We start from the raw sequence: 26,176 nt of genomic DNA, 5'->3' as shown, positions 1-26,176 counted from the left end.
ATCAACTACCGCATTTACTGGGACGGTGACTTGCTCGATGAGTATCATGACCGTGCACATATTGACAAATGGAACTCAGACACCAAGACATGGGACCGCATGACCACGCTTTATGCCAATGGTTATGGTGCAAACAGCATCAACGGTACGAAGTATAACCCCAATCTGCAATGCGATCTCTATGGCGATTGGCGCGAAGAGGCCGTCTATTGGGCACAGCACGAGGGCGACTATTATTTGGTTTCTTTCACATCTACGCGCGAAAGTCAATATAAACTGCCGTGGCTGCGTGATGATCACGTCTACGACATGGCCGTGACATGGCAAAACTGCGGATACAACCAGCCTCCTCACCTCGGTTATAGTCCTGTAGAATACTACAAGGCGCTGAAAGACAATCCTGCAACGGCCATCACAAAGCCTTTGGAAACAGCTTCCGACCACGTTCGGACCATATACAACCTCGGTGGGGTGAAGCTAAATGACAACCGTGTTGCGCCGGGTATATATATCATTGACGGCAAGAAAGTTGCCGTGAAATAAACCGCTGCATTCAAAACAAGTGAAGACGCTTTTCTTGTTTCAGCCATATTGCGAGGTAATATCAGTCCTATTGTGCGCTAAAAAGACTGAGATTACCGTGCAATATGGCTGATATTAGGTGTCGCAATTGAAACCGTCAACTTAGAACTCGTTATTCATAAAAACAACCTGATAGTGTTGCTTTTATATTTCTATTTGTATTTGCTCGGAGCGACACCATATTTGGCTTTAAAACATTTGTTGAAATAAGATGGGTCTTGAATACCTACGCGGTAGCTCACTTCGGCTATCGTGTATTTTCCTGACGAAACCAATTCTGCAGCAATGCGCATGCGCTCGTTCATGATGTACTTGTTGGGTGAAATGCCATAGAGGTCTTTCATTTTCCCATAGAATTTCGTGCGTCCCATTTTCATCATTTCGGCAAGTGCGTCTACTGAGAGCATACAATCATCGAGATGATTGACTATAAGCGCTTCCACTTGCTCTTTGAACAACCTTTCTGCTTTCGATACGATGATTTCTCGTGTACCAGATGATGTAACTTCAAGGGGTTTCTCGTTGCGCCATTTGATGAGCTGTACCATTCGGGCAACGAGCAGCCGATAGTTGCAAGGCTTGATCATGTAATCATCGGCCCCAGCTTGGTAGCTTTTGATTTGGTGGGCCTCGTCGGCAAGGGCTGTCAGCATGATAATGGGAATGTTTTTTGTCGTTTCGGTCTTCTTGAACTTCTTCACTATTTCGTAGCCGTCTGTATCGGGCAACATCACATCGCAGATAATGAGTGCGGGCTTCAGTGCCAAACAGCCTTCATAGCCGGTTTCTCCATTCATGAACCCCTTGGTGTTGAAATAAACGCCCACTTCATGCCTGATTTGCTCCATCATGTCGAAATCATCTTCGATAATTCCAACAGTGATATCATTCAGTGCACGGGGAAGAATTTCGCGGATAAAGTTATCTATAGGCTTGGTATCCCCGTCTTCTACAAGCTCCCGACTTTCTGATTGTTTGTATTCTTCGGCGCTGTAGACGGTCTCAGTGTCGGGCAAGGAGATGGTGAAACAACTTCCACCTACGTCATTTACCTGCCGATAAGTGATACTTCCATGATGTAACTTGGCGATTTGAGCTGCGTTATAGAGTCCGATGCCGATGCCGCCTTGAGCCGTCTGCCCGTTCATGAAAGGTGAGAACATTGATTGTCTGAGCTCGGAACTGATGCCGGCTCCATCGTCTGTGATGCAGATGAGTACATTTCTCTCGTTGCAGGTAATCTTTACGTCGATGTGTCCCTTTGAGGGTGTGTATTTCACGGCATTCGAAAGAATGTTATAAACCATCATTTCAACACCTTGTCGGTCGAAGTAAATTTCGTGGCTGCGGTCAAATGCAGTGAATGTCATAACCAGTTCTTTCTGCTGTGCCACGGTATAGAGATCTTGAAAGATATTGCGTGTAAAGGCGATAATGTCTCCTTTCTCAACGGCGATCCTCATGTTTCCCGTGTTGATCTTGCGGAATTGCATCAGCTGGTTCACCAAGCGAAGCAGTCGGTTAGTGCCTCTACGGGCAGTAACGATGGCCGTTTTTGAAACCGTTTCTGCTTTTTCTAACCGCTCAATCGAGTTTTGAATAATGGCCAACGGGGTGCGGAACTCGTGCGTGATATTGGTGAAGAAGTTGAGTCTGAAGTCGGTCAGTTGCCGTTCTACCTCAAGTTTGCGATTCAATTTCAAGCGTTCGTACCAGAAATGTTGACCGGTGAAAGCGATGCCAGCAATGATAACGACATAGAGCAGCCATGCCCATGTCGTAGCATACCACGGCGATTTAATCGTGATTTGCAAGACAGTCTCGGGACTCCAGCCATTGCTTGATTTGGAACGTACGTGGAACGTATAGTTTCCCGGACGAAGGTTGTCATAGTCGGCAAAATTGTTGCCGGTAGAGTGGCGCCAATATCGGTCTGATCCCTCAAGATAATACTGATAGACTTGGCTGCTGATGTTTCTGTAATAGCAGTTGGAGAAGAAAAGGGTCAGCGAGTTTTTATCATGAGGAAGCTCAATTCTTCTTGTCAGCGACAGGTTCGTGTCCGATAATATGCTTGCACCTTCTTCATAGATATCCGTTCCATTAATAAGCAGGTCGGTAATCAGTACCGTTCGGTTGGCTGCATGGTTCTCAGGAATCATGCCGGGGCTGACAACAGCAAGCCCATTTCCCGAGCCGAAAAGTATCTTTCCGTCGGACATAGACATAGAACTATTGGTACAGAAAGCATTGCTCAGAATGTCGGAACTCAGTTCATAACGGTAGATTTCTTCTCCTTGTTCGTTGACACGCGATACCCCTTCTTCCGAACTTGCCCAAATATACCCTCGTTGGTCTTGTTCTATGCTCTGCACATTGTTGTTTGACAATCCGTCAATACGGGTGAGTTGGGTCATTTGCATATGGTCGATTCCTCGACTAAAATCCAGCTTGAGCAGTCCGCAACCTGTCACACCTACCCATAACATGCCCTTGCGATCAATGCGCAGGCAGGTGACTTCGTCGCCGGGAAGCTTTCCGTTCATGACATTGAATACCTTGAAATCAACGTCAGAGATATGTTTCTTTCTTGTGTCCACAGCATACAAGCCGTTATAGGTGCCAAGGAAGAGAATGCCATCGTTCCGAAGTTCCATATTAGTGATGCGTGCCTCGTTGAAATCTTTATTTATCAGCCGGTGGAATTTGAGGGGTGATTGGTTTTGATTGTCAACCAGATAGAGTCCGCTGTTCCATGTTGAGACCCAAATACGTCCGCGTTTATCTTCCACGATATCGGTACATTCATGACTACTTATTCTGTGGTTTGTTTGTAAATCAGAATAGTTCACACTGCCATGGTATAACCCCATGTCGCGTGTTGTAGTCCATGAAGTACCTTTCGAGTCGGTGATGGAGTTCGTAATCTGCCCAGGCAAGGTTGTTATGGGGCTAAACTGAAAAGACGAAACATCGAAAACATAGCTTTTCTTGTCTTTTGTGTAGATGCAAATCTGGCCTGTTTTATTCTTGAAGATGCTCTGTATATGATTCGACCAGTCGCCCCGTTTTCCCGGTTGGGGATAGGCATAAGTTACCATCCTGCTGAGCAAGGGACTCAAGAGACTGATTCCTGTTCGTTCGGAACTGATCCATATCGCCCCGGAATGGTCGATGAGCACGTCAAGCAGAAAGTTTGAATTAATAAGTGGCACAGGATCTTCAGCCGTATAACGCGTAAGTTTATCTTTCGGATAGTCGTAAGTGAAGAGTCCACCACCATAGGTGGCAATGTAAAATAGTCCGTTCTTGCTGCGTGCCACTTTGTAAATGCCATTCTTGTCAATGGTTGATAGTAGGTTGGGAATAATATCCAGTGTCCTCATCTTGCCTTTAGGAGGGAAGATAAACAGCTTTCCACTTTTGTCAGCAACAAATTGATAACCATCGACAACGTCTTGTAAGTGACCGTTTGTGATCATAAAATCGGTTGGTTTTTCAAATCTTTTCCGCTTGATATCGTAAATGAAGGTACCCGTACTTGCAAGAATATACCATTTCCCCTGCCAAATGAAACTCGACCTTATCGCACCTATCCGTCCCATCATCGCGGGCAAAGGGCATTTGCTGATGATATTGCCGTTGCCATTGTAGGCGAAAACCTGCTGTGATTTGCGTGAATAGGCTAACGCTTCGTTTCCGTTAGCGACACACCAGAGCATCTCTTCACCACGCGACAACCACTTTACATGCCCTTGAGACGTGATGAGAACCATTCCCGAACGCGTTGCAAGGTATATATGATGCTGCGAAGTCTCTGCAAGTTGGCGAATATCGTTGTCGAAAAGTCTACGATTGGCAACGGTATAATCGGTAGTTTTAAATCTTCCCTGCCTGTAACTGATGTGGCGCAAGCCGAATTCTCTGCTCCAAAACCAATAGCTTCCCGGTGAGATATGGCATTTATGGAAAGCGCGAGTCATCTCTTTTTTGTCGGAAAAATCTACAAAACGTCCTTTCTTCAAATTGTAACAACCATAGGTGTCGGTCGAAGTGAACACCCATAACAAGTTGTTTCTTTCATCGGGATAGAACTTCCCCACATGCTGAATGGACTTATGGGTAAGTCCTAAATCATTGAAAGCAACAAAACGATAGCCATCATAGCGGTCAAGTCCACCCGTTCCGCCGAGCCATATATATCCAGTAGGGTCTTGATAGAAGCTGTAAATGGTATTTCCAGACATGCCGTTGATGGAGGAGATGTGTTTTACAGCATACTGATTATGATTCTGTCCCGACATCAGAGACAGTTGAATGAGCAAGAATATAAAAGAAAGGATGCGTTTACTCATTTGTATGATTATTCTTAGAGACCGGAGATGAGTTTTTAACTAATGGCAAATATACTAATATTTTTTTATTAAGTGTACTAAAATACCGTTTTTCGTACTATTTCCCCGAAGGTTATTCCCGAGTTTGGCTATCTTTGTAACAAACAATCTTGGAATGAAAAAATTACGAACTACCTTTTTTCTATGCTTCTTCTCGACAGTTTTGTTGGCACAGACTTTTGATATGACGCTCCAACAGCCTCAATATTCGGACGCCATTGGCTATGGATACGATGTCATGGCTGCTCCACCGAAAGGGTCACAGAAGCCTTTCTTCTTTTCTGTGAAAGTACCTGATGGCAACTATCATGTTACAGTTACACTTGGTTCAAGTAAGCGTAAGGCCCAAACGGTAGTCAGAGCGGAAAGCCGTCGTTTATTACTTGAACAGACAACAACAGACAAAGGTAAGTTCAAGACCTATACTTTTGTTGTCAACAAACGTTCTCCAGTTATTGATGGAAACACGAATGTAGTCCTTAAACCAAGGGAGAAAGACTATCTCGATTGGGATAATCGACTTACATTTGAGTTCAACGGACCTGCACCTGCAGTGAAAACAATCGATATCCGACCCGACACAACCGCTGTGACAATCTTTCTTTGCGGTAATTCAACGGTGGTAGACCAAGCCAAGGAGCCTTGGGCAAGCTGGGGTCAGATGATTCCGCGATGGTTCGATGCATCAATTGCCATCAGTAATCATGCAGAGAGCGGACTCAGTGCAACGTCTTTTATCAACCAAAGACGCCTTGACAAAGTGGTTTCCATGATGAGGCCCGGAGACTATGTGCTGTGCGAATTTGGACATAACGACCAAAAAGAGCACCGTTTCGGTGATGGTGCATATTACAACTTTGCCCATTCTCTGAAAATATTCATCGACCGGGTGAGAGCAGCAAAAGGAATAATCATCTTTGTTACACCAACGCAACGCCGACTTTTTAACAAAGATAGCCACCGTATTCTTGAAACCCATGGTGACTATCCCGCTGCTATGCGCGAGGTGGCACGTCGAGAGTGTGTGCCAATCATCGAACTTCATGAGATGACCCGCACTTTTTTTGAGACGCTCGGTGAAGAAGATAGTAAACGAGCACTCGTATATTACGCAGCGGGAACATTTCCTGGACAGGCGAAGGCTTTAGCCGATAATACCCATTTCAATGCTTTCGGTGCCTATGAAGTTGCAAAAATGGTCGTCATGGGCATGAAACAGCTCGGGCTACCTATTGTTTCTGCATTGCGGAAAGATTGGCATGACTTTCTACCGACAGCCCCCGACAGTTGGCAACGCTTCACATGGTATCCCACTCCGGCTTATGATACGATGAAGCCCGATGGTAACTGATATTCTTTTTCAATCGTATGGATATCTAAAATTTAATCATGAGAACTATACTAACAACTTTTTTGTTCGCTTTGATAATGGCTGCTCCCGTTGTTGCACAGCGCGACACCATCAGTTTGAATGATAGCTGGCAGTTTCACCGCTTTTCAGAGGTCGAAAAACTGCCAACATCGTTTGCCGGACTGAAGTTCGAAGAAACTATCTGTCTGCCCCATGACTTTCAGATTTCACAACCGTGGATAGCCCCTTCGCCCGAAGAGAAAGGCGATGCCACGAATGCGGCCGCCAATATCAAGAGCCGTCTGTCGGCACGTGGCTTCAAAGAACTTACCAAAGGCATCTATCGACGGACGATAATACCCCTTGCTGCCTGGCGAAACAAGCGTGTGTTGCTTGATTTTGGAGGCATCATGCTGGTGGGTGACGTCTATCTCAATGGCCAACATATAGGAAAGACCGATTACGGCTACCTTGGTTTTGAATGCGATGTAACCGACAAGCTCATCTATGACAAGCCCAATGAAATCATTGTTACGGCTGAAACACAGGGCCCAAGGAACTCCCGATGGTACACCGGCGGTGGACTTTACCGCGGTGTTCGCATCATCGTCACTGATAAACAAAACCATTTCAACCGCCACCCGCTCTATATCACAACGCAAGAAAACCGAAAGGTAAACATTCAGGCAGACTTTTGCTACATGGAAAATGTGGACACGGTTTGTGTGGGTGTACGCATTCTTGATGCCAAAGGTTGTGTGGTAAATAATGATAAGTTTAATTTACGCTATTACAAAAACTGGCGATCGCATGAATACCGGCTACCAGCTATCACGCTTGCAGCTCCCCAGCTGTGGGATACGGATCATCCTTATCTCTATACCGCAGAAGTCACACTCTATAACAGGAAAGGAGATGTGCTTGATTGTGTCTCCGACCGTTTCGGGGTGCGCACTATTGAGTTCGGACCGGCCTTCGGCTTCCGTCTTAACGGTAAGAAAGTGCTGTTAAAGGGCAATGCCAACCATCATACCTTGGGTGCTCTTGGCGCAGCTGCCTATCCCCGGGCCATAGAAAAGCGCATCCGGTTACTCAAAAGTTTCGGTTTCAACCATATCCGTTGTTCACATAATCCTTATAGTGAAGACTTTTATCGGCTTTGTGATGAATATGGTATATTGGTTGTCGATGAACTCTATGATAAGTGGTTGAAGCAGTATTCCGGCGGACGTGTGGACTGGACCTTACAATGGCAGAATGATATCACAGAGTGGGTGAAGCGTGACCGTAATCATCCAAGTATCATTCTTTGGAGCTTAGGGAACGAACTTCAACAGGAAGCCGGTATGGCCAACAACGATTGGGGTGTAACCAATTATCAGTTGCTCAAGACTCAACTCCACCGCTATGACAGTTCCCGGCTTACAACCGTAGCCATGCATCCTCGCTATCGCTCGCTCGAAACAAACGCTGTTCCGTCTCCGCTTGCCATTGCCACAGAGGTAAATGCCTATAACTATCGGTACATGTACTTCCCGGGCGACAGTAAACTCTATCCAGAAAAGATCTTTTATCAGAGTGAAGCAAGCACCTCAGCCATGGGAAGTAATTTCTTTGAAATGGCTCTTGACAGTGTTGTCGGACTGGCTTATTGGGGCAGTATAGACTATATTGGTGAGAGTAATGGCTGGCCTGCAAAAGGCTGGAGCCAAGGTTCTTTTGATATTTCCTTGCAACCTAAACCAATAGCCTATCTCCTAAAGAGTATGTTCTCTGCCGACCCCATGGTTCATATCGCTGTGGTAGAGGAGGGAAAGGCTACCCGTTGGTGGAACGGAGTGAATGTGGGCACTTCCTTTTTATCTGAGAATTGGAATCGCATTGCCGGTTCTAAGGTTAATCTTCATATCTTTACCAATACTGAAGAGGTGACCTTGTTGCTCAACGGAAAAGCGATAGCTCGCAAATCAAATTCACTTGATCCTAAAAAACGAAATAAAATCACATTCAACGATGTCGCTTATATGCCGGGGACTATTGAAGCAGTGGCCTATAATGGGCATAAGGTCGTGGCACGTCATCATTTGGAAACCACCAATAAGGCTGAACGGCTGCGACTTGTGCCTGATAAGCAGACATGGAAAGCGGATGGCGTCGACTTACAGCATGTGCTTGTCGAGGTTGTTGACAATAAGGGAAGGCGCATTCTCAATGACAACCGTCAGGTTATATTCTCTGTAGCAGGAAATGCTCACCTTGTTGGTGTAAGCAATGGCGACATTTATTGCAATGATAGTTTTGCTGGTCAGAAGATTCGGCTCTTCCAAGGCTCAGCTATGGTTATTCTCCGAGCCGGAAAGACCGTAGGTAAGGTGACACTTCAGGCTATAGCAGAAGGTTTGAAGGCGGTTTCCATAAAACTCATGTAGACTTATTTCACGATGTATAAGCAATTATTACCAATCGTTTTTTTGATGATGTCTGTGGTATCAATAGCCCGGACGAATGAGAGCATTCTCATGCTTTCAAGAACAGTGAATGATTACTTTATGAAACAGTGGCCCGACCCGACTATTGCCACCCATGTGAAGAAAATAAGACCGAGCCATCTGTGGACACGAGCCGTGTATTACGAGGGGCTAATGGCTTTATATAGCATTGATGCACAACAGCGTTATATAGACTATATAGACAGATGGGCCGATTATCATCAGTGGACGGCACGTGATGGGGTCCATACAACCGATGCAGACAACCAGTGTTGTGAGCAAACCTACCTTGACCGTTATGCGATGGTTGGCAATCCTAAGATGATAAACAAAACCAAAGAGAACCTCGATTTACAGATGGCTACAGACCGAAAAGACTATTGGTGGTGGATAGATGCTATTCAGATGGCACTTCCGGTCTATGCCAAATATGCATGGATAACAAACGAACGCAAATATATCGACTATGGTATGCTGAGCTATCGAGACGCACGCGACCGCCGAGGACTATTCAATAAGGAAGATGGATTATGGTGGCGCGACAGTGTTTATAAAGCACCTTACAAGGAACCTGACGGGAAAAATTGCTATTGGAGCCGTGGAAATGGTTGGGTGTATGCTGCTTTGGTGCGCACGATGGAGACACTTTCACCCCACGACAGTTACTATAAGGAACTGAAAGAGGATTTTATCTTGATGAGTAAGGCCTTGCTGAAAGTACAACGAGCCGATGGGTTTTGGAATGCCTCCTTGGTTTCAACGCATTGGGAAGGGCCCGAAATGACGGGAACAGCCTTATTTCTCTATGGTATGAGCTGGGGTATAAAAAACGGTATACTTCGTGTAAACGTTTACCGACCTAGTTGCGACAAAGCATGGAAAGCAATTGCCTCTTGTGTACACGAGAATGGCTTCTTGGGTTGGAACCAAGGTACGGGAGCTGACCCGTCTGCAGGGCAACCTGTAACTTATTCAAGTGTGCCCGACTTTGAGGATTATGGCACGGGATGCTGGCTGTTGGGAGCCTCATCCTATGCAAAGCTAGTCGGACAATAGGAAAATGAATTGAAGATGAAAAAGTATTTGCTGCTAATGATATTGGTGGGGCAGACCATGGGAGCTATTGCACAATCGTGGCCTGTCTCTTCTGTAATAACGAAACCGGGCACCCGATGGTGGTGGATGGGGTCGGCCGTGGATTCGGTTAATTTAAGGTGGAACCTTGATCAGCTGTACAAGGCGGGTATCGGAACCGTAGAGATAACGCCAATCTACGGCATACAAGGGAATGAAAAGAAAGAATTGCGCTACCTCTCGGCCGAATGGATGAAAGCACTAAGAGCAACAGAAGCTATTGCCAAGGAAAAAGGAATGCAGATCGACTTGAACAATGGAACGGGATGGCCTTTCGGTGGTCCATGGGTACCTAAGAACGAAGCGGCCTGCAAGGCAGTTTTCCACGATACGGTCATTGATGGGCGACGAAAGGTCACGGTTGAAGTGGGACGTACGGGGCAAAAGGTGAAACGTGCCGCACCCGGTGGAGAGGGCTTTGTCATTGACCATTTCGACAAATCTGCCGTTAAGAACTATCTGAACCATATTGATTCGGCCTTCAAGACTTCTGCAACCCCTTACCCCGCAACCTTTTTCAATGATTCCTACGAGGTCTATGGGGCCGATTGGACACCTGCTTTGCCCGCAGAGTTTAAGAAGCGTAGGGGCTATGACCTGCTAACGGTGCTCGACAAACTCGTTGATGGCGCCCCCCAAATCGTTAGTGATTACAGAGAAACACTCAGCGATATGCTCTTGGAAAACTTTACGCATCAATGGGTAAATTGGGCACACAAGAATGGTGTAAAGGTCAGAAGTCAAGCTCATGGTTCGCCGGCTAATCTGATAGACCTCTATGCCGAAGTGGATATTCCGGAGACAGAGGGATTCGGACTCTCTGATTTCGGTATCAAAGGACTGCGTACCGATAGCGGATTCACCCGTAAGAACGACAGCGACATCTCCATGTTGAAGTATGCTTCTTCTGCAGCGCATATCACAGGAAAGCCACTTACGTCGAGCGAAACCTTCACTTGGTTGACAGAGCACTTCCGAACATCGTTGTCACAAATGAAGCCCGACTTGGATTTGATGTTCACTTGCGGCGTGAACCGCATGTTCTTTCATGGCACGACCTACTCTCCGAAAGACGAAGCATGGCCGGGTTGGAAGTTCTATGCTTCGGTGGATATGAGTCCAACGAACTCCATTTGGCGTGACGCCTCGGCTTTAATGACCTATATCGACCGCTGCCAACGGTTCTTGCAAATGGGACAACCTGATAATGACTTCCTTGTCTACCTGCCAATAAAAGACTTTTGGAAGCGCGACACCAAGAATCTATTGATGCAATTCGATATCCATTCAATGGCCAAAAAGGCTCCTGATTTCATCAAAACGGTTTTGGAAATCGACTCTCTTGGGTATGATTGCGACTACATTAGCGACCGCTATCTGCTCTCTACACAATATGTTGGCGGAGAACTGCAAACAGCATCGGGTACACGCTACAAGGCTTTAATCATACCTGAAGGTGCCAATATTGACACAAGGCTGCGTCAACATCTGAATGACTTAAAACTACGAGGGGCAAACATCATGGGTGTTGATCCTGAACGAATGGCCTTGGTAGCCCACCCCGAGCAAATGAGACTTGAAGGCATTCGTACCATTCGGCGTAGAAATGTAACTGGATGGCATTATTTCATGGCTAACCTGTCGCCCCACGACATTCGAAAGCCTATTACATTAGCCGTTCCGTTTAAGGATGCCTACTGGTTCGATCCCATGAATGGGGACATCAAACGCGCAGAAATTGTTCATGGCAAGGTAATAATTGACCTTCGCTCTGGAAGGTCGCTTATCCTACAAACCTATAATTCTCTTCTTGCGCCCTTAAAGAAAAGAAGAGCAAAACGGAATGGCTGTGAGAAGGTATTACTTGACGGACCTTGGACTCTGAATTTCACGGAATCAACCCCGAAAGTAGCCCGCACTTTCAAAATGAAAAGCCCCCATACATGGGAAACGCTTAACGATGCCTCTGTAAAAGTGCTGATGGGCACCGGCTGTTATACGACTTTTATTTATCTTGACAAAGCAAAAGCAAAGAAGCATTGGCAGATAGAATTGGGCGATGTGCGTGAGAGCGCCCGTGTATATATCAATGATAAACCAATTGGAGTGGCTTGGGCGGTTCCTTTCGTGCTTGATTGCAAGGATGTATTGAAGGAAGGATATAATAAGATAAGTATCGAAGTGACCAATCTGCCGGCGAATCGCATTGCCGATATGGACCGAAAGGGTGTGAAATGGCGCAAGATGAAAGAAATCAACATCGTCAATTTGGAATATAAGAAGACTACCTATGCTAATTGGAGCCCGGTCCCGTCGGGGCTTACTTCAACTCCCTTTCTTTGCGAAACAAATAACTAAAAGAAACAATGTCACCCGAACAAGTGTCAACCTATAATTTATGTATTTATGAAGAGAATGTTTTTGATGATGATGGGGCTTGTTTATCTCTTGAATGGCATGGCTGCAAACAAACCAAGGTATACATGGCCCGACGGAACACCGATGGACAGATGGTTCTGTGACACCACACGCATTGATGTCAACAGCTTGGGGCGGAAGTTCATCGTAACCGATTATGGCGTTGTACAAGATAGTACCATTGTGCAAACCGGCCGATTGCAGGCCGTGATAGATTTAGCTTCGCAGCAAGGTGGTGGTGTGGTGGTCATTCCGCGTGGTGTCTTTTTGAGTGGAAGTTTGTTTTTCAAGCCGGGTACACACCTCTATCTTGAAGAGGGGAGCAGACTGAAAGGCTCCGACCGCATTGAGGATTTTGAAATAAAAAAGACGCGCATAGAGGGAGAAACCTGCGATTATTTCACTGCACTTGTGAATGCCGACCAAGTAGACGGGTTCACGATAAGTGGTAAAGGCACTATTGATGGCAACGGTTATCACTATTGGAAACAGTTTTGGTTGCGACGCCAATGGAACCACCAATGTACCAATAAAGATGAACAACGTCCACGTTTAGTCTATATCTCCAATTCTAAGGATGTGACAGTGCAGGATATTAGACTGGTGAATTCTCCATTTTGGACCAATCATCTGTATAAATGCAAGCGCGTACGCTATCTCGGTTGCTATATATTCGCACCAACTGAGGGCGTGAAAGCCCCAAGTAGCGATGCTATCGACATTGATGTTTGCACCGATGTACTCGTCAATGGGTGCTATATGCACGTGAACGACGATGCTATTGCACTGAAAGGAGGCAAGGGAGTTTGGGCAGATACCCTTCCCGAAAACGGAGGAAACGAGCGCATCTTGATAGAGAATTGTCACTATGGCAGGGTGCATGGCTGTCTCACGTTGGGCAGTGAAAGCCTTTACAATCGCAACATCATACTGCGAAACATACGTTGCGATGATGTCAACCGAGTGCTTTGGCTGAAGATGCGTCCCGACACACCACAGCACTATGAGTATGTCACTATTGAAGGAATCAGAGGAAAAACGGGCAGTTTCCTTGTCGTTCGTCCGTGGACACAGTTTTATAAGCCCGAAGAACGCAAGGATATGCCGCTCTCAAGATGTAATAATATTACGATGAAGCATATAGAGATGCTGTGCAAGAATTTCTTTGATGTGGGCAAATCAGAGAAATACAAGCTCGATAACTTTACTTTTGAAAACATAAATATCACCGATGAAAGAGGAGCTTTCTCACCAGAAACCATAGAAAAGACGATGGTGAAGAAAGTTATAATTAATGGCGTTAAAAAATAGACGAGTTTCTTCTAAAGACAATAAGCAAGTTTTTTACCGCAAATGAGCGTAGTCGTCATAAGACATATATGAAGGAATCAACCTTTTGATAAAGTAACTTGAATGTTTGATCGAATGAAGAAGTTACCATCTACACCTATTTATACTACGATGGTCTATTCGATACGATGGGATAGTTGATGAAATCGAACAGAGACCTATAAATCAAAAAGGCCCGCACTCAAGAAGAGTAGCGGGCCTTTCATCGTTAGTATGTTATGAAAAATTTGAGAGAATTGAAACTTCGCAGTTTCATTGTTGTTTTAATTAAACGTGATTTATAGAGAAAGCATAGAAATATTCTTATTTCAGAATGGACGTTGCAGGCGTTCCAACGGCATCGATGCTGCTATGTTGCATGGTGTCGATGGCTGCCGAGTCTCCGAGAGCGACCGAACGGCCCTTATGGGTGACATTGAACCCTGAAACGGGGCTCTGTGGTGCCTCATCGTTCATGGAAACCTGTGCTGCATTGCCCAATGTCAGCATGATGGCTACCACGGCTGCTGCCTTGAACAGCGGTTTGAGCTTCTGCTGCAACGTGATGATGCGGGCCTTTACAGGCGCAGGTTCGTTGATGAGCGACATGATTTTCTCATCGAAATCATCACCCAGTACCTCTTCTTTCGGCTCGGAAAGCGTATAATCGAACAGCGCCTTATAGCGGAGCAGCTCTTCAGGAACGTCTTTTTGGCTGAAGAAAGCCTTGAGAATGTTCTCTTCTTCAAGCGAAGTGCGGCACTCCCAATAGCGTTCAAGCAACTGTGTGATGTATTTATAGTCCATAATTGTCTATTTCTTGAAATCTTTGTTTGACTGTTTGCCGGGCCCGATAGATGTTTATTTTCACCTGTTCTTCGGTGATTTCGAGCATGGCGGCAATGGCTTTATAACTCTTTCCTTCGAAATCGCGGAGCTGCATGCAGCTCCGCTGCTTTTCCGGAAGGCCGTCTACGATTTGTTTCACCACCTTGATTCTATCCCGATGAATGATGTCCTCGTAGGGATTATAGGCGCTGTCCGGTGCGTCTTTCCTGTCGAGCGAGTCGCTGTTGTTGCCCAACTTCTTGATGCTGTCAAGGGCTATGTTGCGGCAAATGGTGAAGCTGAAAGCCTCAATAGACTCGATTTCGTCCCAAGAATCTCGCTTGTTCCAGACTTTTATCAGTGTTTCTTGCACGATGTCTTCGGCTTCTGCGCTGTCAAGCGTGATGCGCAACGCAAGTCGGTAAAGCTGATTCTTCAGCGGGAGTACATCGTTTTTGAAGCTGATATTTTTCATCTGCGCTCTATAGGATTGACGAATGGGAGGTGAATTTGTTACAGAATGGCGTTTGTTTTAACTTTCATTAAGCGTAAACGGGGCGGGAAAAGCACCCTGATTGCGGTCTTAAACCGCGGAAAAATCATTTCCGACGTTGTATGACGGTGCCGTGTTTGCCGTCGATGGCCGTTGCAAGTGTAATGATAACCTTACTTACACCGTGGTCTACGGCCGCAAGTGCATTCTCAAGTTTGGGAATCATACCGCCCGAAACAGTGCCATCGGCCACGTAACCGGAGAATTCTTCGCGTGTGATGACGGGAATAAGGCTTGCCTCGTCAGCAGGATTACGGAGCACACCGGGCTTCTCAAAGCAATAAATCAGCGTCACGTTGAAGAACCGGGAGAGTGCTTTTGCCACCTCAGAAGCGATGGTATCGGCATTGGTATTGAGGATATTGCCCTGCCCATCGTGGGTCAATGGGGCCATGACCGGGGTGATTCCTTGTTGGAGAAGCAGCTGTAAGGCATAGCCATTGACGTGGTCTACATCGCCGACAAAGCCGAAATCGATGCCGTTTTTCAGCGGACGCTTGTGACTTTGAACGGCATTCATGTCGGCTCCTGTCAGGCCCAAGGCATTGATACCACAGGCTTGCAGACGCGCCACGAGGCTTTTGTTGACCAAGCCGCCATAAACCATCGTCACCACTTCGAGCATTTTAGCGTCCGTGATGCGCCGTCCATCGACCATTCGGCTCTCTATTCCGAGTGCGCCGGCAACCTTTGTGGCCCTGCGACCTCCGCCATGTACGAGGATTTTATGGCCCTCGATGGCCGCGAAGTCTTTTAACAATCGGGCGAGTTGTGCCTCATCTTCGACCACGGCTCCGCCCACTTTGACGATTGTGAGTGTCTCTTTCATTCCAAATACGTATATCCGTAGAGGCCCGAACGATAGTTATTGAGGAATTCCTTGCCTTCTTCGAGCGAAATCTTTCCCTGTTTGACGCTCTTGGTCACCCATTGTTCGAGCTGGCGCACCAGTTTCTTGGGATTGTACTGCACGTAGTCGAGCACCTCTTCCACGGTTTCTCCGTCGAAAATCTGGTCGATATTGTACTTCCCATCCTTTACGGAAATATGGGCAGCATTGGTGTCTCCGAAGAGATTATGCATGTCTCCGAGGATTTCCTGATAGGCGCCTACGAGGAAAACCCCAAGATAATAGGGTTCGTTCTTCTTCAGTGGGTGCAGCGGAAGCGTGTGTCCTACGTGCCCATCGGTGACGAAATTGGCGATTTTTCCATCGCTGTCGCAGGTGATGTCCTGCAAGGTTGCATTGCGAGTCGGCCGCTCCGTGAGTCGTTGAATGGGCATAATGGGGAACAACTGGTCGATGGCCCAGCTGTCAGGAAGGCTTTGGAAGAGCGAGAAGTTACAGAAGTATTTGTCGGCAAGTAGCTTATCCAAGTTGCGAAGTTCCTCGGGAATGTGCTTCATGTTCTTTGCCAATGTGTTGATTTCCCGGCACACACTCCAGTACATTGCTTCGATTTCGGCCCGCGTTTTCAGGTCAACAATGCCGTGAGAGAACAGTTCTAACGCCTCTTCGCGTATCTGTTCGGCATCGTGCCAGTCCTCCAACATCGAGCGAGAGTCAAGATTATCCCATATATCATAAAGGTCTTTGACGAGTTGGTGGTCGCTTTCTTTGGGCTCAAACTCCTCACGCATTTCGGGAAGGCCAGCCGTTTCGAGCACGTCGATGACCAAGACCGAGTGGTGAGCTGCCAGACTTCGGCCGCTTTCCGTGATGATATTGGGATGCGGAATCTGGTTTTTATCGGCAGCATCTACAAAGGTATAGACACAGTCATTCACGTATTCTTGAATGGAATAGTTAACGGAACTCTCGCTACTTGAGGAGCGTGTACCGTCGTAATCGACCCCTAATCCACCGCCACAGTCCACAAAATCCACGTCATATCCCATCTTATGGAGGTTCACATAGAACTGTGCTGCCTCGCGAAGTGCCGTCTGTATACGTCGGATTTTCGTAATCTGACTGCCGATGTGGAAGTGAATCAGCCGCAGACAGTCACGCATTCCCACGGCATCGAGCTTTGCCAAAGCGTCTAAAAGCTCGGCACTGGTGAGGCCGAACTTCGAGGCATCGCCTCCGCTTTCGGCCCATTTGCCCGACCCCGAAGAGGCCAATTTGATGCGAATGCCAAGGTTTGGCTTCACATTCAGCTTCTTTGCGGCCTTCGCAATGACGTCTAATTCGTTGAGTTTCTCGACAACGATGAAGATACGTTTGCCCATCTTCTGTGCCAACAAGGCCAGTTCGATGTAGCTTTCGTCCTTATATCCGTTGCAGATGATGAGCGAATCGCTCTGACATTGCACGGCAATCACCGCGTGGAGTTCGGGTTTCGAGCCGGCTTCGAGGCCCAGATTGAACTTGCGTCCGTGGGAGATAATCTCCTCAACAACGGGCTGCATCTGATTTACCTTAATGGGATAGATGATGAAGTTCTCGGCTTTGAAGTCGTATTCTTTCTTGGCTTTCTGGAAACAACTGAAGGTTTTCTCGATCCGGTTGTCGAGAATATCCGAAAAACGCAGCAGCACCGGTGCCGTAACATCACGCAAAGCGAGTTCGTCCATCACCTCGCGCAGGTCTACTTGTCCATTGTCTTTGCACGGTGTCACGTAGACATCGCCTTTCTCGTTGATGCCAAAATAAGAGGTGCCCCAGCCGCTGATGTTGTAAAGTTCCTTAGAATCGTCAATCGTCCACTTTTTCATGCGTTGTCAAAAAACGTAAATGTTAGAATTGTTGCTTGTCGTTGCTGTGTTTCAAAGGCTCAGCATGCCTTTTAACCGCTCGACGTAAGTCTTGATTTTCTCGTAGTTGTCCATCAGGTTTACATCGAGTGTGTGCTTGGCTTTGGCGTAGAAAGGTTCGCGAAGTGCCAGCTGTTCATGGATAAAGGCCTTTACTTCGTCGGGCGTTTTGTCCAAAAGCAGGGGCCTTACCGTGCGTCCCATCTTCAGATGCCCATGGAGCACATCGGGCGTTGCCTTGAGATATACTGTCTCACCCTGCTGGTTCATGTAGTCGATGTTGTCGAAGAAGCACGGCGTTCCTCCCCCGCAACTGATGATGACATGCTCGAATTCGGCCACTTCATGCAGCAGGTTGTGTTCTATTTTCCGGAAACCTTCCTCGCCATGCGCATCAAAAAGCTCTTTGACGGTCTTGTGCATGCGACTCTCGATATACCAGTCAAGGTCGTAAAACGGCATGCCTGTCTCGCGTGAAAGGGCTTTTCCGAGCGTCGTTTTGCCGGCTCCCATGTAGCCGATGATGATGATTCGCCCCATTATCTCTTTCGTCCGGCCTTCGGTTCGGGCGCATTGTTCACGATGTCCATGCACTCCTTGTAGGTCAGTTCGGCCGCTTTCTCGTGCAGGTTCTTCGGCATACGGTAGTTTTTCCCGTCATATACGATATAAGGACCATAGCGACCATTGAGCACTTCGAGCTTCGTGTCCTCGTCAAAGGTCTTGATATGCCGCTTCTGTTCCTGTTCGCGCTTCTCTCCGATCAGCCGAATGGCCGTCTCAAGTGTGATGGTCATGGGATCTTCTTCCTTCGGAAGCGACACGTATTTCTTGTTGTGCATCACGTAAGGTCCGAAGCGTCCGGCACCGATCACCACGTCGCTGCCCTCGAACTGGCCCACGGTGCGCGGCAATTTGAACAGTTCCAAGGCCTCTTCCAAGGTGATGGTCTCGATGCTCTTGTCACTTGGGAGCTGAGAAAAGCGTGGTTTCTCGTTATCATCGGCCGAACCGATTTGAACAACAGGCCCGAAGCGTCCGATTTTCACGAACACGGGCTTCCCGGTGCCGGGCTCTTCGCCGAGTTTTCGTTCACCTGCCTTGTGTTCCGAGCGCGCATTCATCACTTTATCCACCGTTGGTTCGAAGCTTTTGTCGAAGTCTTTCATCATCATGCCCCATTCTTCCTTTCCTTCGGCAATGCGGTCGAACTGCTGTTCCACCTTGGCAGTGAAGTTATAGTCCATGATTTCGGGGAAGTTCTGCATCAGGAAGTCGTTGACTACGATGCCGATGTCCGTCGGAAGCAGCTTTCCTTTCTCGCTGCCTGCCATTTCCTTGCGTTCCTTGCTCGTGATTTTGTTTCCTTTGAGCGTGTCGACGACATACTTGCGCTCCTCACCTTTCTTGTCACCTTTCTGAACATACTCCCGTTGTTGTATGGTCGAGATGGTAGGGGCATAGGTCGAAGGACGCCCGATGCCGAGTTCTTCGAGCTTATGCACAAGACTTGCCTCCGTATAACGAATGGGACCCATACTGAAACGCTCGGTCGAAGTGATTTCACGACGCTGAAGCACGTCGCCCGGTTGCATGGCTGGCAGCTTGTAGCCTGTTTCTTCCTGACCGGTTTCATCGTCGTCGGTCGACTCGCGGTACACTTTCAGGAAGCCATCAAACGTGATTACCTCTCCCGTGGCAACGAATTTGGTCTCCGTTCCCTCGACGTTTATCGTGACCGTGGTCTTGTCTATCTGCGCATCGGCCATCTGACTGGCGGCCGTTCGCTTCCAAATCAGGTCGTAAAGTCGCTTCTCCTGTGCTGTTCCTTCTATTTCGGTCGCGCTCATATACGTAGGACGGATAGCCTCATGCGCCTCTTGTGCACCTTTTGCATGGGTCTGATAGTTGCGCGGACGGCTGTACTCCTTGCCCCATAGCCTGATGATTTCGTCCTTACTTGTGTTGATAGCCAATGAAGAAAGGTTCACCGAGTCGGTTCGCATATAGGTGATGCGCCCGTTTTCATAGAGCCGTTGTGCTACCATCATCGTCTGGCTGACCGTGAATCCCAGCTTGCGTGCGGCCTCTTGTTGCAGGGTCGACGTGGTGAAAGGAGGGGCCGGCGTGCGCCGCAACGGCTTTTTGGTGATACCACCCACGGTGAACTGCGCGTCTTTGCACAGCTCAAGGAATTTGATGGCCTCGTCGTGCGTCTTGAACCGCATGTCCGTTTCGGCCTTCACCTCGCTTTGGCTGCCGTCGCTGTTGGTGATTCCGAACAAAGCGTTCACGCGGTAGTAAGGCTCACTCTTGAAGGCTTGTATCTCACGCTCGCGTTCCACGATCAGTCTCACGGCCACACTCTGCACGCGTCCTGCGCTCAATGCGGGCTTCACCTTGCGCCATAAGACGGGAGACAGCTTGAAACCCACCAAACGGTCGAGCACACGGCGGGCTTGTTGGGCGTTGACAAGGTTCATATCCAGCCGTCGGGGCGATTGGATAGCGTCGAGAATGGCCGACTTCGTGATTTCATGGAACACGATGCGGTTGGTCTTCGCTTCATCTAAGCCGAGAACCTCGCAAAGGTGCCACGAAATGGCCTCTCCCTCGCGGTCTTCATCGGACGCAAGCCATATCTTCTTGGCTTTCTTGGCATTCGACTTGAGTTCCGCAACCAGTTTCTTCTTCTCGTCAGGAATCTCATAATCAGGCTCCAGCGTCTTGGAATCAATACTCAGTTCCTTCTTTTTCAGGTCGCGAATATGACCGTAAGAGGACATCACTTTATAGTCTTTGCCCAAAAACTTCTCAATGGTTTTGGCCTTGGCAGGGCTCTCTACGATAACTAAATTCTCTTGCATACTCCTTATGAACTTTTATCCAAGGGCGCAAAAATAATGAAAACTTTCACGTCCCACCTTATTATATGCGTTTTTTTCTACTTTTTTAAGAAATTGTTTTTGCCGGATGGGCTTATCACACAAAGGGAATTTCCTACCACGTTTGTGGCATTTTTCATCTTTATTGCATGCCGCAGGCGTTCGTTTGGAATTTATTCCCTATATTTGCACCGCTGTTTCAAAGTTTAGGATAGCGAGACAGTAATTCATCATAACATTATTAACGAATAAATTTTATTGAAAGATGGAAAAAATAACATCGTTGCTGCAGGCCGTTCTCAATGTTTCGGCCTCACTGAAGGGCCTTGGCGTCCATTTGATTCGCGTCGCAATCTTCATTATTTTCATTTGGATTGGCGGTCTGAAGTTCTGGAACTATGAGGCCGAAGGCATCGTTCCGTTCGTAGCCAACAGTCCGTTTATGAGCTTCTTCTATGAGAAAGAGGCACCCGAGTACAAGGATTACAAACTGAAAGAAGGCGAATTCGACAAAGTGAAGCATGAGTGGCACCAAGAGAACAATACGTATGGCTTCTCGCATGGCTTGGGTTTGCTCATCATGTCATTCGGCATCTTGACCCTCTTGGGCATTTGGTTCCCCAAAATAGGCTTTGTCGGGTCGGGACTTGTCATATTGATGACCTTCGGTACGCTCTCTTTTCTCGTCACAACGCCCGAGTGTTGGGTGCCTGATTTGGGCAGTGGCGAGCATGGTTTCCCGTTATTGACAGGCGCAGGCCGCTTGGTTATCAAAGACACGGCTATCCTCGCAGGCGCAGTGGTTGTGTTGGCCGATTGTGCCCAGCGCATTTTGAAGAAGAAATAACCCCGCGGCGGACGCACCCCGCGTGCGTCCACCCGTTACATCAGCCATATTACGAACTAATCTCAGCCATTTTGCCGTGCAATCTCACCCATTTTAGCGCGCAATATGGCTGAGATTAGTTTGCAATATAGTTGAGAACGATTTTCCACAAGCTCATTCTCCCCTCCTTTGGAGGGGCCGGGGGAGGCTTCCCATGCGGAGAATGTAGGGACGTACGGCTCGTGCGTCCACTCAAACACGCTCATGAAACCAAGTATATTCCATTCTTGTTGCATCAAACGGAGCGGACGCACGAGCCGTGCGTCCCTACATACCGAGGCCTGCAAGCTTGTTCTCCCCTCCTTCGGAGGGGCCGGGGGAGGCTTCCTCCATACAAAAAACAACTCTTGGCCATGGAAATCGCCATGGAATACCCATATTTAGGTATTGCGACATCATGAGGTTTGTCCTATCTTTGCAGCAAATGAAATACTTTTAATCAAATCGGTTTACAGCTTTATTCAGAGAGAGATATGACGAAAAGGGACGGACTGCTTCGGAAGATATTACGAATCGTGACGGTGGCCTTCTTTTTTTGCCCCTTGATTCATGCCCAAACAACAAACGGGCTTCGTGGTGTTGTGACCGACACGAAGGGCAATCCGGTGGAAACGGCATCTGTTGTGCTGAACAATTCGCTGATTGCCATGTCCGATGCGCAGGGAAATTTCAACTTCACGAACGTCAAAACGGGCGAGTATGAATACCGTGTTTCGTGCTTGGGCTTTGAGGAAATGCGCGGAAAGACAACCGTCAAGGCTGACGGAACCGACCGACTCGTCGTTCGATTGAAGCCGTTGACGCTCACATTGAGGGAGGTTACGGTCACCGCAAATCAGCAGGCAATGGGCTCGAAGTCGGTCATTGGGCAGGATGCCATACGCCATATCCAGCCCAAGAGCGTTGCCGATATGTTGCAATTGCTGCCCGGTGCGCTCACCGTGAACCCCACTTTGAACAACTTGGCACAGGCCAATATCCGTGAAATAGACGAAAACGCGGCCAATGCCTTGGGCACTGCCGTTATTCTCGACGGTATACCGGTGAGCAACGATGCCAACCTTCAGGTATTGTCTACCTCGAAAAGCGGGGAAAAGTTGAGCAAGGGGGAAGACGGAATGAACAAGCAGAACACTGCCGGACGTGGTTCAGACCTGCGAACCATGGGAGCCGACAACATTGAGTCGGTGGAGGTGATACGCGGAATTCCCAGTGTGGAATACGGAAACCTTACATCTGGCGTGGTCATCATCAAGACCAAGGCAGGCTATAGTCCGTTAGAAGTGAAGCTGAAAGCCGATCCTTTTTCCAAATTGGCCTACGTAGGCAAGGGTTTCAAGCTTGCACAGGGCGGTACGCTCAATGTGGGTGTAGACTGGTCGCAGTCTTATTCCGACATCAGGCTGCGGTATCAAGGTTACGACCGCATTACGGCTTCGACCGCTTATTCCAATATTTTCAACAAAAACTCAGCCCATCCGATTACGTTCAACGTGAATGCTTCGTTCTACAGCAACGTCAACAGCTATCGCAAAGACCCGCAGTTGCAGCAGTTGGACCTGAACTATAAGAACGAAAATACGGGCGGCAGACTGGCTGTTCGGGGCAGTGTGCGGTTGAACGGCTTCTTTCCTGTCCTGACGTATGACCTTTCCGGACAGCTTGCCCGCATGCTTGATACCCATCACGACCTGATAGAAAATCCCGATGGTGTGGTCACCAACAGCACAACCAACGGCGAAGCGCCGGCCCGTTTCCTCACAAAAGCCTATTACAGTGACTACCGTATAGAGGGCATTCCTTATAACCTCTATGCGCAAGTCAAGACCAATAAATACATACAGCTTGGCAATCGCGACTTCACCAACGTGAAACTCGGCCTTGAATATCGCCTCGATGGCAACGAAGGGCGCGGACTCACCTTCGATATCAACAATCCGCCGCAGGCCGGTGGAGCCCAAACACTGCGCCCAAGGTCCTATCGTGACATTCCCGCCTTGCAGTCGTTGTCGGCTTTTGTGGAGGATAATGCGACCTTGCATATCGGTGTGAGCACGCTACAATTTGCTGCCGGCCTGCGCATCAGTAATCTTTTTCTGAACGAGAGCAAGGCCCATCGGCCGGCTATCTTCGTGGCCGAACCGCGCATGAACATGGAATATACGTTCCTTACCAAGCAAAATAACGGGCTTTTTGACAAGCTCGCCGTGAGCGGAGGCTTTGGTATTTCCAACAAGATGCCCACATTGCTCTACCTTTATCCCAACAAAGCTTACTTCGATAGCAACAGTCTGAGCTACATGGGGGGCTCGGATCCCGGTTCATCATTGGCCATTATGACCACCAAGGTGATTGCCGACACGCAGAACCCCGACCTACGTCCGACGCGAAGCACCAAATGGGAGCTGGGAATGAACGCGCGCATCGGAAAGATGAAAGGCTATGTGACGTTCTTCCGTGAGCGTCATCGCCATGAATATGGCTTCAACGGCCAGCTGGAATGGCTCAACTATAACATCTATAACGTGCCCGTAGGAGCCTCAAAGCTAAGCTATACTGATGGTACCGTGCGCTATGAGTACGGTGGAACGACCCACACGGCCACCATTACGCCCGGCAATGAAATGGTGAGATGGGGAAGACCGGCCAACAACAGTCGCTCGGACAAGTGGGGAATAGAGTATTCTTGGGACTTCGGAACCTTTGCTCCGCTACGCACTTCGCTCAATTTGGACGGTGCATGGTTCCATATCGAGCGCAAAGAAGAGTGCACCAAACTCAATTTCATCAACAAGACGTTCGATTATGTCTCGGTGTTACCGGCCGGAAAAGGCTCGGTGGAAGACCGTGTGAACACGAACTTCCGCTTCATTACACATATTCCCGAAGTCAAAATGATATTCACGACCACGCTGCAAGTGGTGTGGTACGAGCGATCCCACCTTGTTTATGAAGACAATCACGGCAACCCTCGCTATCATCTTTCGTCGGATGGCACGCATTACGTGGTGTCGCCGTTGGGTTTCTACGACCGACAAGGGCAGTGGACCGACTGGCAACGGGCCTTTGAAGACGACAATCGCTATCGCTTGTTGGCCGACCGATACCTGCTTTATGGCTTCCGTGCCGACACCGTCAAGCCGTGGGTGATGTTCAATTTCCGCTTCACCAAGGAGTTAGGCAGCCTTGCCGAGCTCTCGTTCATGGCCAATAACTTTCTAAACATACGTAAATATCATATCAATTCCAACACGCAAGGCAAGAGTCAACTACACCCCGACACCTATTTCGGGGCAGAAATCAAGCTCAAGTTCTAAAACAATGCACGCGTAATGATTGAATCAGCAACATAACAAACCAAACACAAATAAAATGAAAACAACAAGTAAACTCCTGGCAGCCCTCCTTTTGGGAAGCGCAGCCTTGTTCTCATCGTGCAGCAGCGACGATAAAGAAACTGTAAAGAACTATCCGATGACCGTGAAGTTCATGATGAACGACGGTATGTCGTGGAGCAACCTCTCCGACATGAAGCTCATCGTGACCAACGACAAGGGCCTTCGCGACACCATTGACGTGAAAGCCGACACCACCATCACCTTCGTTCAGGGGCAATATAACTTCATCGTGACCGGAAAAGTGAAGGATGAGGCCGCTGCCTACGCGCAGGGTGCTGCCAATGCCAGCCTGTTCGGGGCCGCTACGGTGAACATTTCGCTCAACAAAATCGTGCGTTCACCGCTCGTGTTCAAGTCTATCTTCACTACTGGTGGGAAGATGTATTACATGAAAGACAGCTATTTTGAAATCGTAAATAATAGCGATGAGGTGCAATATCTCGACGGATTGATTCTCTCTGCCCCGTACGGTCAACAGAAAGGAAAGAACGCTTGGCAGGCCAATGGCTATGAAGATCTCTACGCAAGTGGCCAAGGTCAGGTGCTGGCTTTCCCCGGATCGGGCCATGATTATCCCTTGAAGCCGGGCCAAAGCATTGTGATTGCGAATGATGCCACCGATCATAAGCCTCTTGCCAAGTCCGAAAACTGCCCCGATTTGTCGAAAGCCGATTGGGAGGTCTATCTTTCTTATGCAAATGGAGAGGTCGATTACCCGGCAGAGAATCTGAACGTCATCTTCAAGAACAATCCTTATATGAAAGCTTTCGGGCTGGGTGTCATGGGTCGCGCTTATCTCTTGGCACGCCTTCCTAAGGGAATGACACCTGAAGCTTATGCCGCAGACAAGAAGAACGTGATGACCGAACCGGGTAACCCGGGCGCAAAGATGGAGTATCTGATGATTCCGAGCAAATATGTGCTTGATGCCGTTGATATTTGGAATGAAAAAAGCACCGAACATTATGGCACATTCCTGCCGAAAGACGATGCACAAGGCGTGCTGGCCAGCAAGGCTTGGGAGGGAAAATGCGTGCGCCGCAAGGTCACGAAGATTGTAAACGGCCGCCCATATTACCAAGACACGAACAACTCGGCCAATGATTTCTTGAACAATCAGCCCCTTACACCGGGCGTTACGCCGACGGCCGTAGACAAATAACAATGTGTCT

16 protein-coding genes are annotated in these 26,176 nt (G+C 48.0%); 9 read left to right on the top strand and 7 right to left on the bottom strand.

From position 1 onward, the window contains the following. The coding region (locus tag H164_RS15720; protein WP_026356366.1) for a rhamnogalacturonan lyase family protein at window positions 1–543 on the top strand (543 nt) is incomplete at its 5' end. A 191-nt stretch (window positions 544–734) separates the two neighbouring features. On the opposite strand, the gene H164_RS0112445 is transcribed toward H164_RS15720, so the two are convergent. Then, window positions 735–4,937 carry a hybrid sensor histidine kinase/response regulator transcription factor gene (locus tag H164_RS0112445; protein ID WP_036887970.1) on the bottom strand — a complete coding sequence of 1,401 codons (4,203 nt, stop codon included), beginning with the start codon at window positions 4,935–4,937 and terminating at the stop codon, window positions 735–737. A gap of 154 nt (window positions 4,938–5,091) precedes the next feature. Between H164_RS0112445 and H164_RS0112440 the strand changes: the two genes are divergently transcribed. The 5 genes from H164_RS0112440 to H164_RS0112420 are packed head-to-tail and all read left to right on the top strand — an operon-like array spanning window position 5,092 to window position 13,679. After that, window positions 5,092–6,327, top strand: a complete 1,236-nt coding sequence (locus H164_RS0112440; RefSeq protein WP_025830304.1) for a rhamnogalacturonan acetylesterase — start codon at window positions 5,092–5,094, stop codon at window positions 6,325–6,327. 38 nt (window positions 6,328–6,365) lie between these two features. Continuing rightward, the gene (locus H164_RS0112435) at window positions 6,366–8,756 is read left to right on the top strand and encodes a glycoside hydrolase family 2 TIM barrel-domain containing protein (protein ID WP_025830305.1); all 2,391 of its coding nucleotides are present in this window, start codon (window positions 6,366–6,368) and stop codon (window positions 8,754–8,756) included. Between the two features lie 48 nt (window positions 8,757–8,804). Next, window positions 8,805–9,872 (top strand): glycoside hydrolase family 88 protein, encoded by a 1,068-nt coding sequence (locus tag H164_RS0112430; protein ID WP_019968921.1) that lies wholly within the window; start codon window positions 8,805–8,807, stop codon window positions 9,870–9,872. A gap of 15 nt (window positions 9,873–9,887) precedes the next feature. Further along, complete coding sequence (locus H164_RS0112425) at window positions 9,888–12,308, top strand: glycosyl hydrolase (RefSeq protein ID WP_026356364.1); 2,421 nt, start codon at window positions 9,888–9,890, stop codon at window positions 12,306–12,308. A 48-nt stretch (window positions 12,309–12,356) separates the two neighbouring features. Next, window positions 12,357–13,679 carry a rhamnogalacturonidase gene (locus H164_RS0112420; RefSeq protein WP_019968919.1) on the top strand — a complete coding sequence of 441 codons (1,323 nt, stop codon included), beginning with the start codon at window positions 12,357–12,359 and terminating at the stop codon, window positions 13,677–13,679. Window positions 13,680–14,021: 342 nt separating this feature from the next. On the opposite strand, the gene H164_RS0112415 is transcribed toward H164_RS0112420, so the two are convergent. From H164_RS0112415 to topA, 6 genes are all read right to left on the bottom strand, one after another. After that, on the bottom strand, window positions 14,022–14,504 hold the full coding sequence (locus tag H164_RS0112415; RefSeq protein ID WP_019968918.1) for a pyruvate ferredoxin oxidoreductase: 483 nt from the start codon (window positions 14,502–14,504) through the stop codon (window positions 14,022–14,024). After that, entirely contained in the window at window positions 14,494–15,000 is a 507-nt protein-coding gene (locus tag H164_RS0112410; RefSeq protein WP_019968917.1) for an RNA polymerase sigma factor, read from the bottom strand. The genes H164_RS0112415 and H164_RS0112410 overlap by 11 nt, the downstream gene beginning before the upstream one ends. A gap of 124 nt (window positions 15,001–15,124) precedes the next feature. Further along, window positions 15,125–15,907 (bottom strand): acetylglutamate kinase, encoded by a 783-nt coding sequence (argB, locus tag H164_RS0112405; protein WP_019968916.1) that lies wholly within the window; start codon window positions 15,905–15,907, stop codon window positions 15,125–15,127. Beyond that, on the bottom strand, window positions 15,904–17,796 hold the full coding sequence (gene speA / locus H164_RS0112400) for a biosynthetic arginine decarboxylase (protein WP_008565875.1): 1,893 nt from the start codon (window positions 17,794–17,796) through the stop codon (window positions 15,904–15,906). The genes argB and speA overlap by 4 nt, the downstream gene beginning before the upstream one ends. A 51-nt stretch (window positions 17,797–17,847) precedes the next feature. Continuing rightward, window positions 17,848–18,375 (bottom strand): shikimate kinase, encoded by a 528-nt coding sequence (locus tag H164_RS0112395; RefSeq protein WP_008565876.1) that lies wholly within the window; start codon window positions 18,373–18,375, stop codon window positions 17,848–17,850. Beyond that, window positions 18,375–20,702, bottom strand: coding sequence for a type I DNA topoisomerase (gene topA, locus H164_RS0112390; protein WP_019968915.1), 2,328 nt, complete (start codon window positions 20,700–20,702; stop codon window positions 18,375–18,377). The genes H164_RS0112395 and topA overlap by 1 nt, the downstream gene beginning before the upstream one ends. A gap of 283 nt (window positions 20,703–20,985) precedes the next feature. On the opposite strand from topA, the gene H164_RS0112385 reads away from it, so the two are divergent. The 3 genes from H164_RS0112385 to H164_RS0112370 all read left to right on the top strand — a co-directional run bounded on the left by H164_RS0112385 (window position 20,986) and on the right by H164_RS0112370 (window position 26,166). Beyond that, window positions 20,986–21,567, top strand: a complete 582-nt coding sequence (locus H164_RS0112385) for a DUF417 family protein (protein WP_008565879.1) — start codon at window positions 20,986–20,988, stop codon at window positions 21,565–21,567. A 512-nt stretch (window positions 21,568–22,079) separates the two neighbouring features. Continuing rightward, the gene (locus tag H164_RS0112375) at window positions 22,080–24,923 is read left to right on the top strand and encodes a TonB-dependent receptor (RefSeq protein ID WP_019968912.1); all 2,844 of its coding nucleotides are present in this window, start codon (window positions 22,080–22,082) and stop codon (window positions 24,921–24,923) included. Window positions 24,924–24,978: 55 nt separating this feature from the next. Beyond that, on the top strand, window positions 24,979–26,166 hold the full coding sequence (locus tag H164_RS0112370; protein ID WP_019968911.1) for a DUF4876 domain-containing protein: 1,188 nt from the start codon (window positions 24,979–24,981) through the stop codon (window positions 26,164–26,166). Window positions 26,167–26,176 lie beyond the last annotated feature (10 nt).

The sequence above is a fragment of the Segatella maculosa DSM 19339 = JCM 15638 genome, assembly GCF_000382385.1.
GTDB classification, from domain to species: Bacteria; Bacteroidota; Bacteroidia; order Bacteroidales; family Bacteroidaceae; genus Prevotella; species Prevotella maculosa.
Note: the sequence above shows the minus strand (reverse complement) of the source record. Positions and strands in the feature narration are given on the sequence as shown.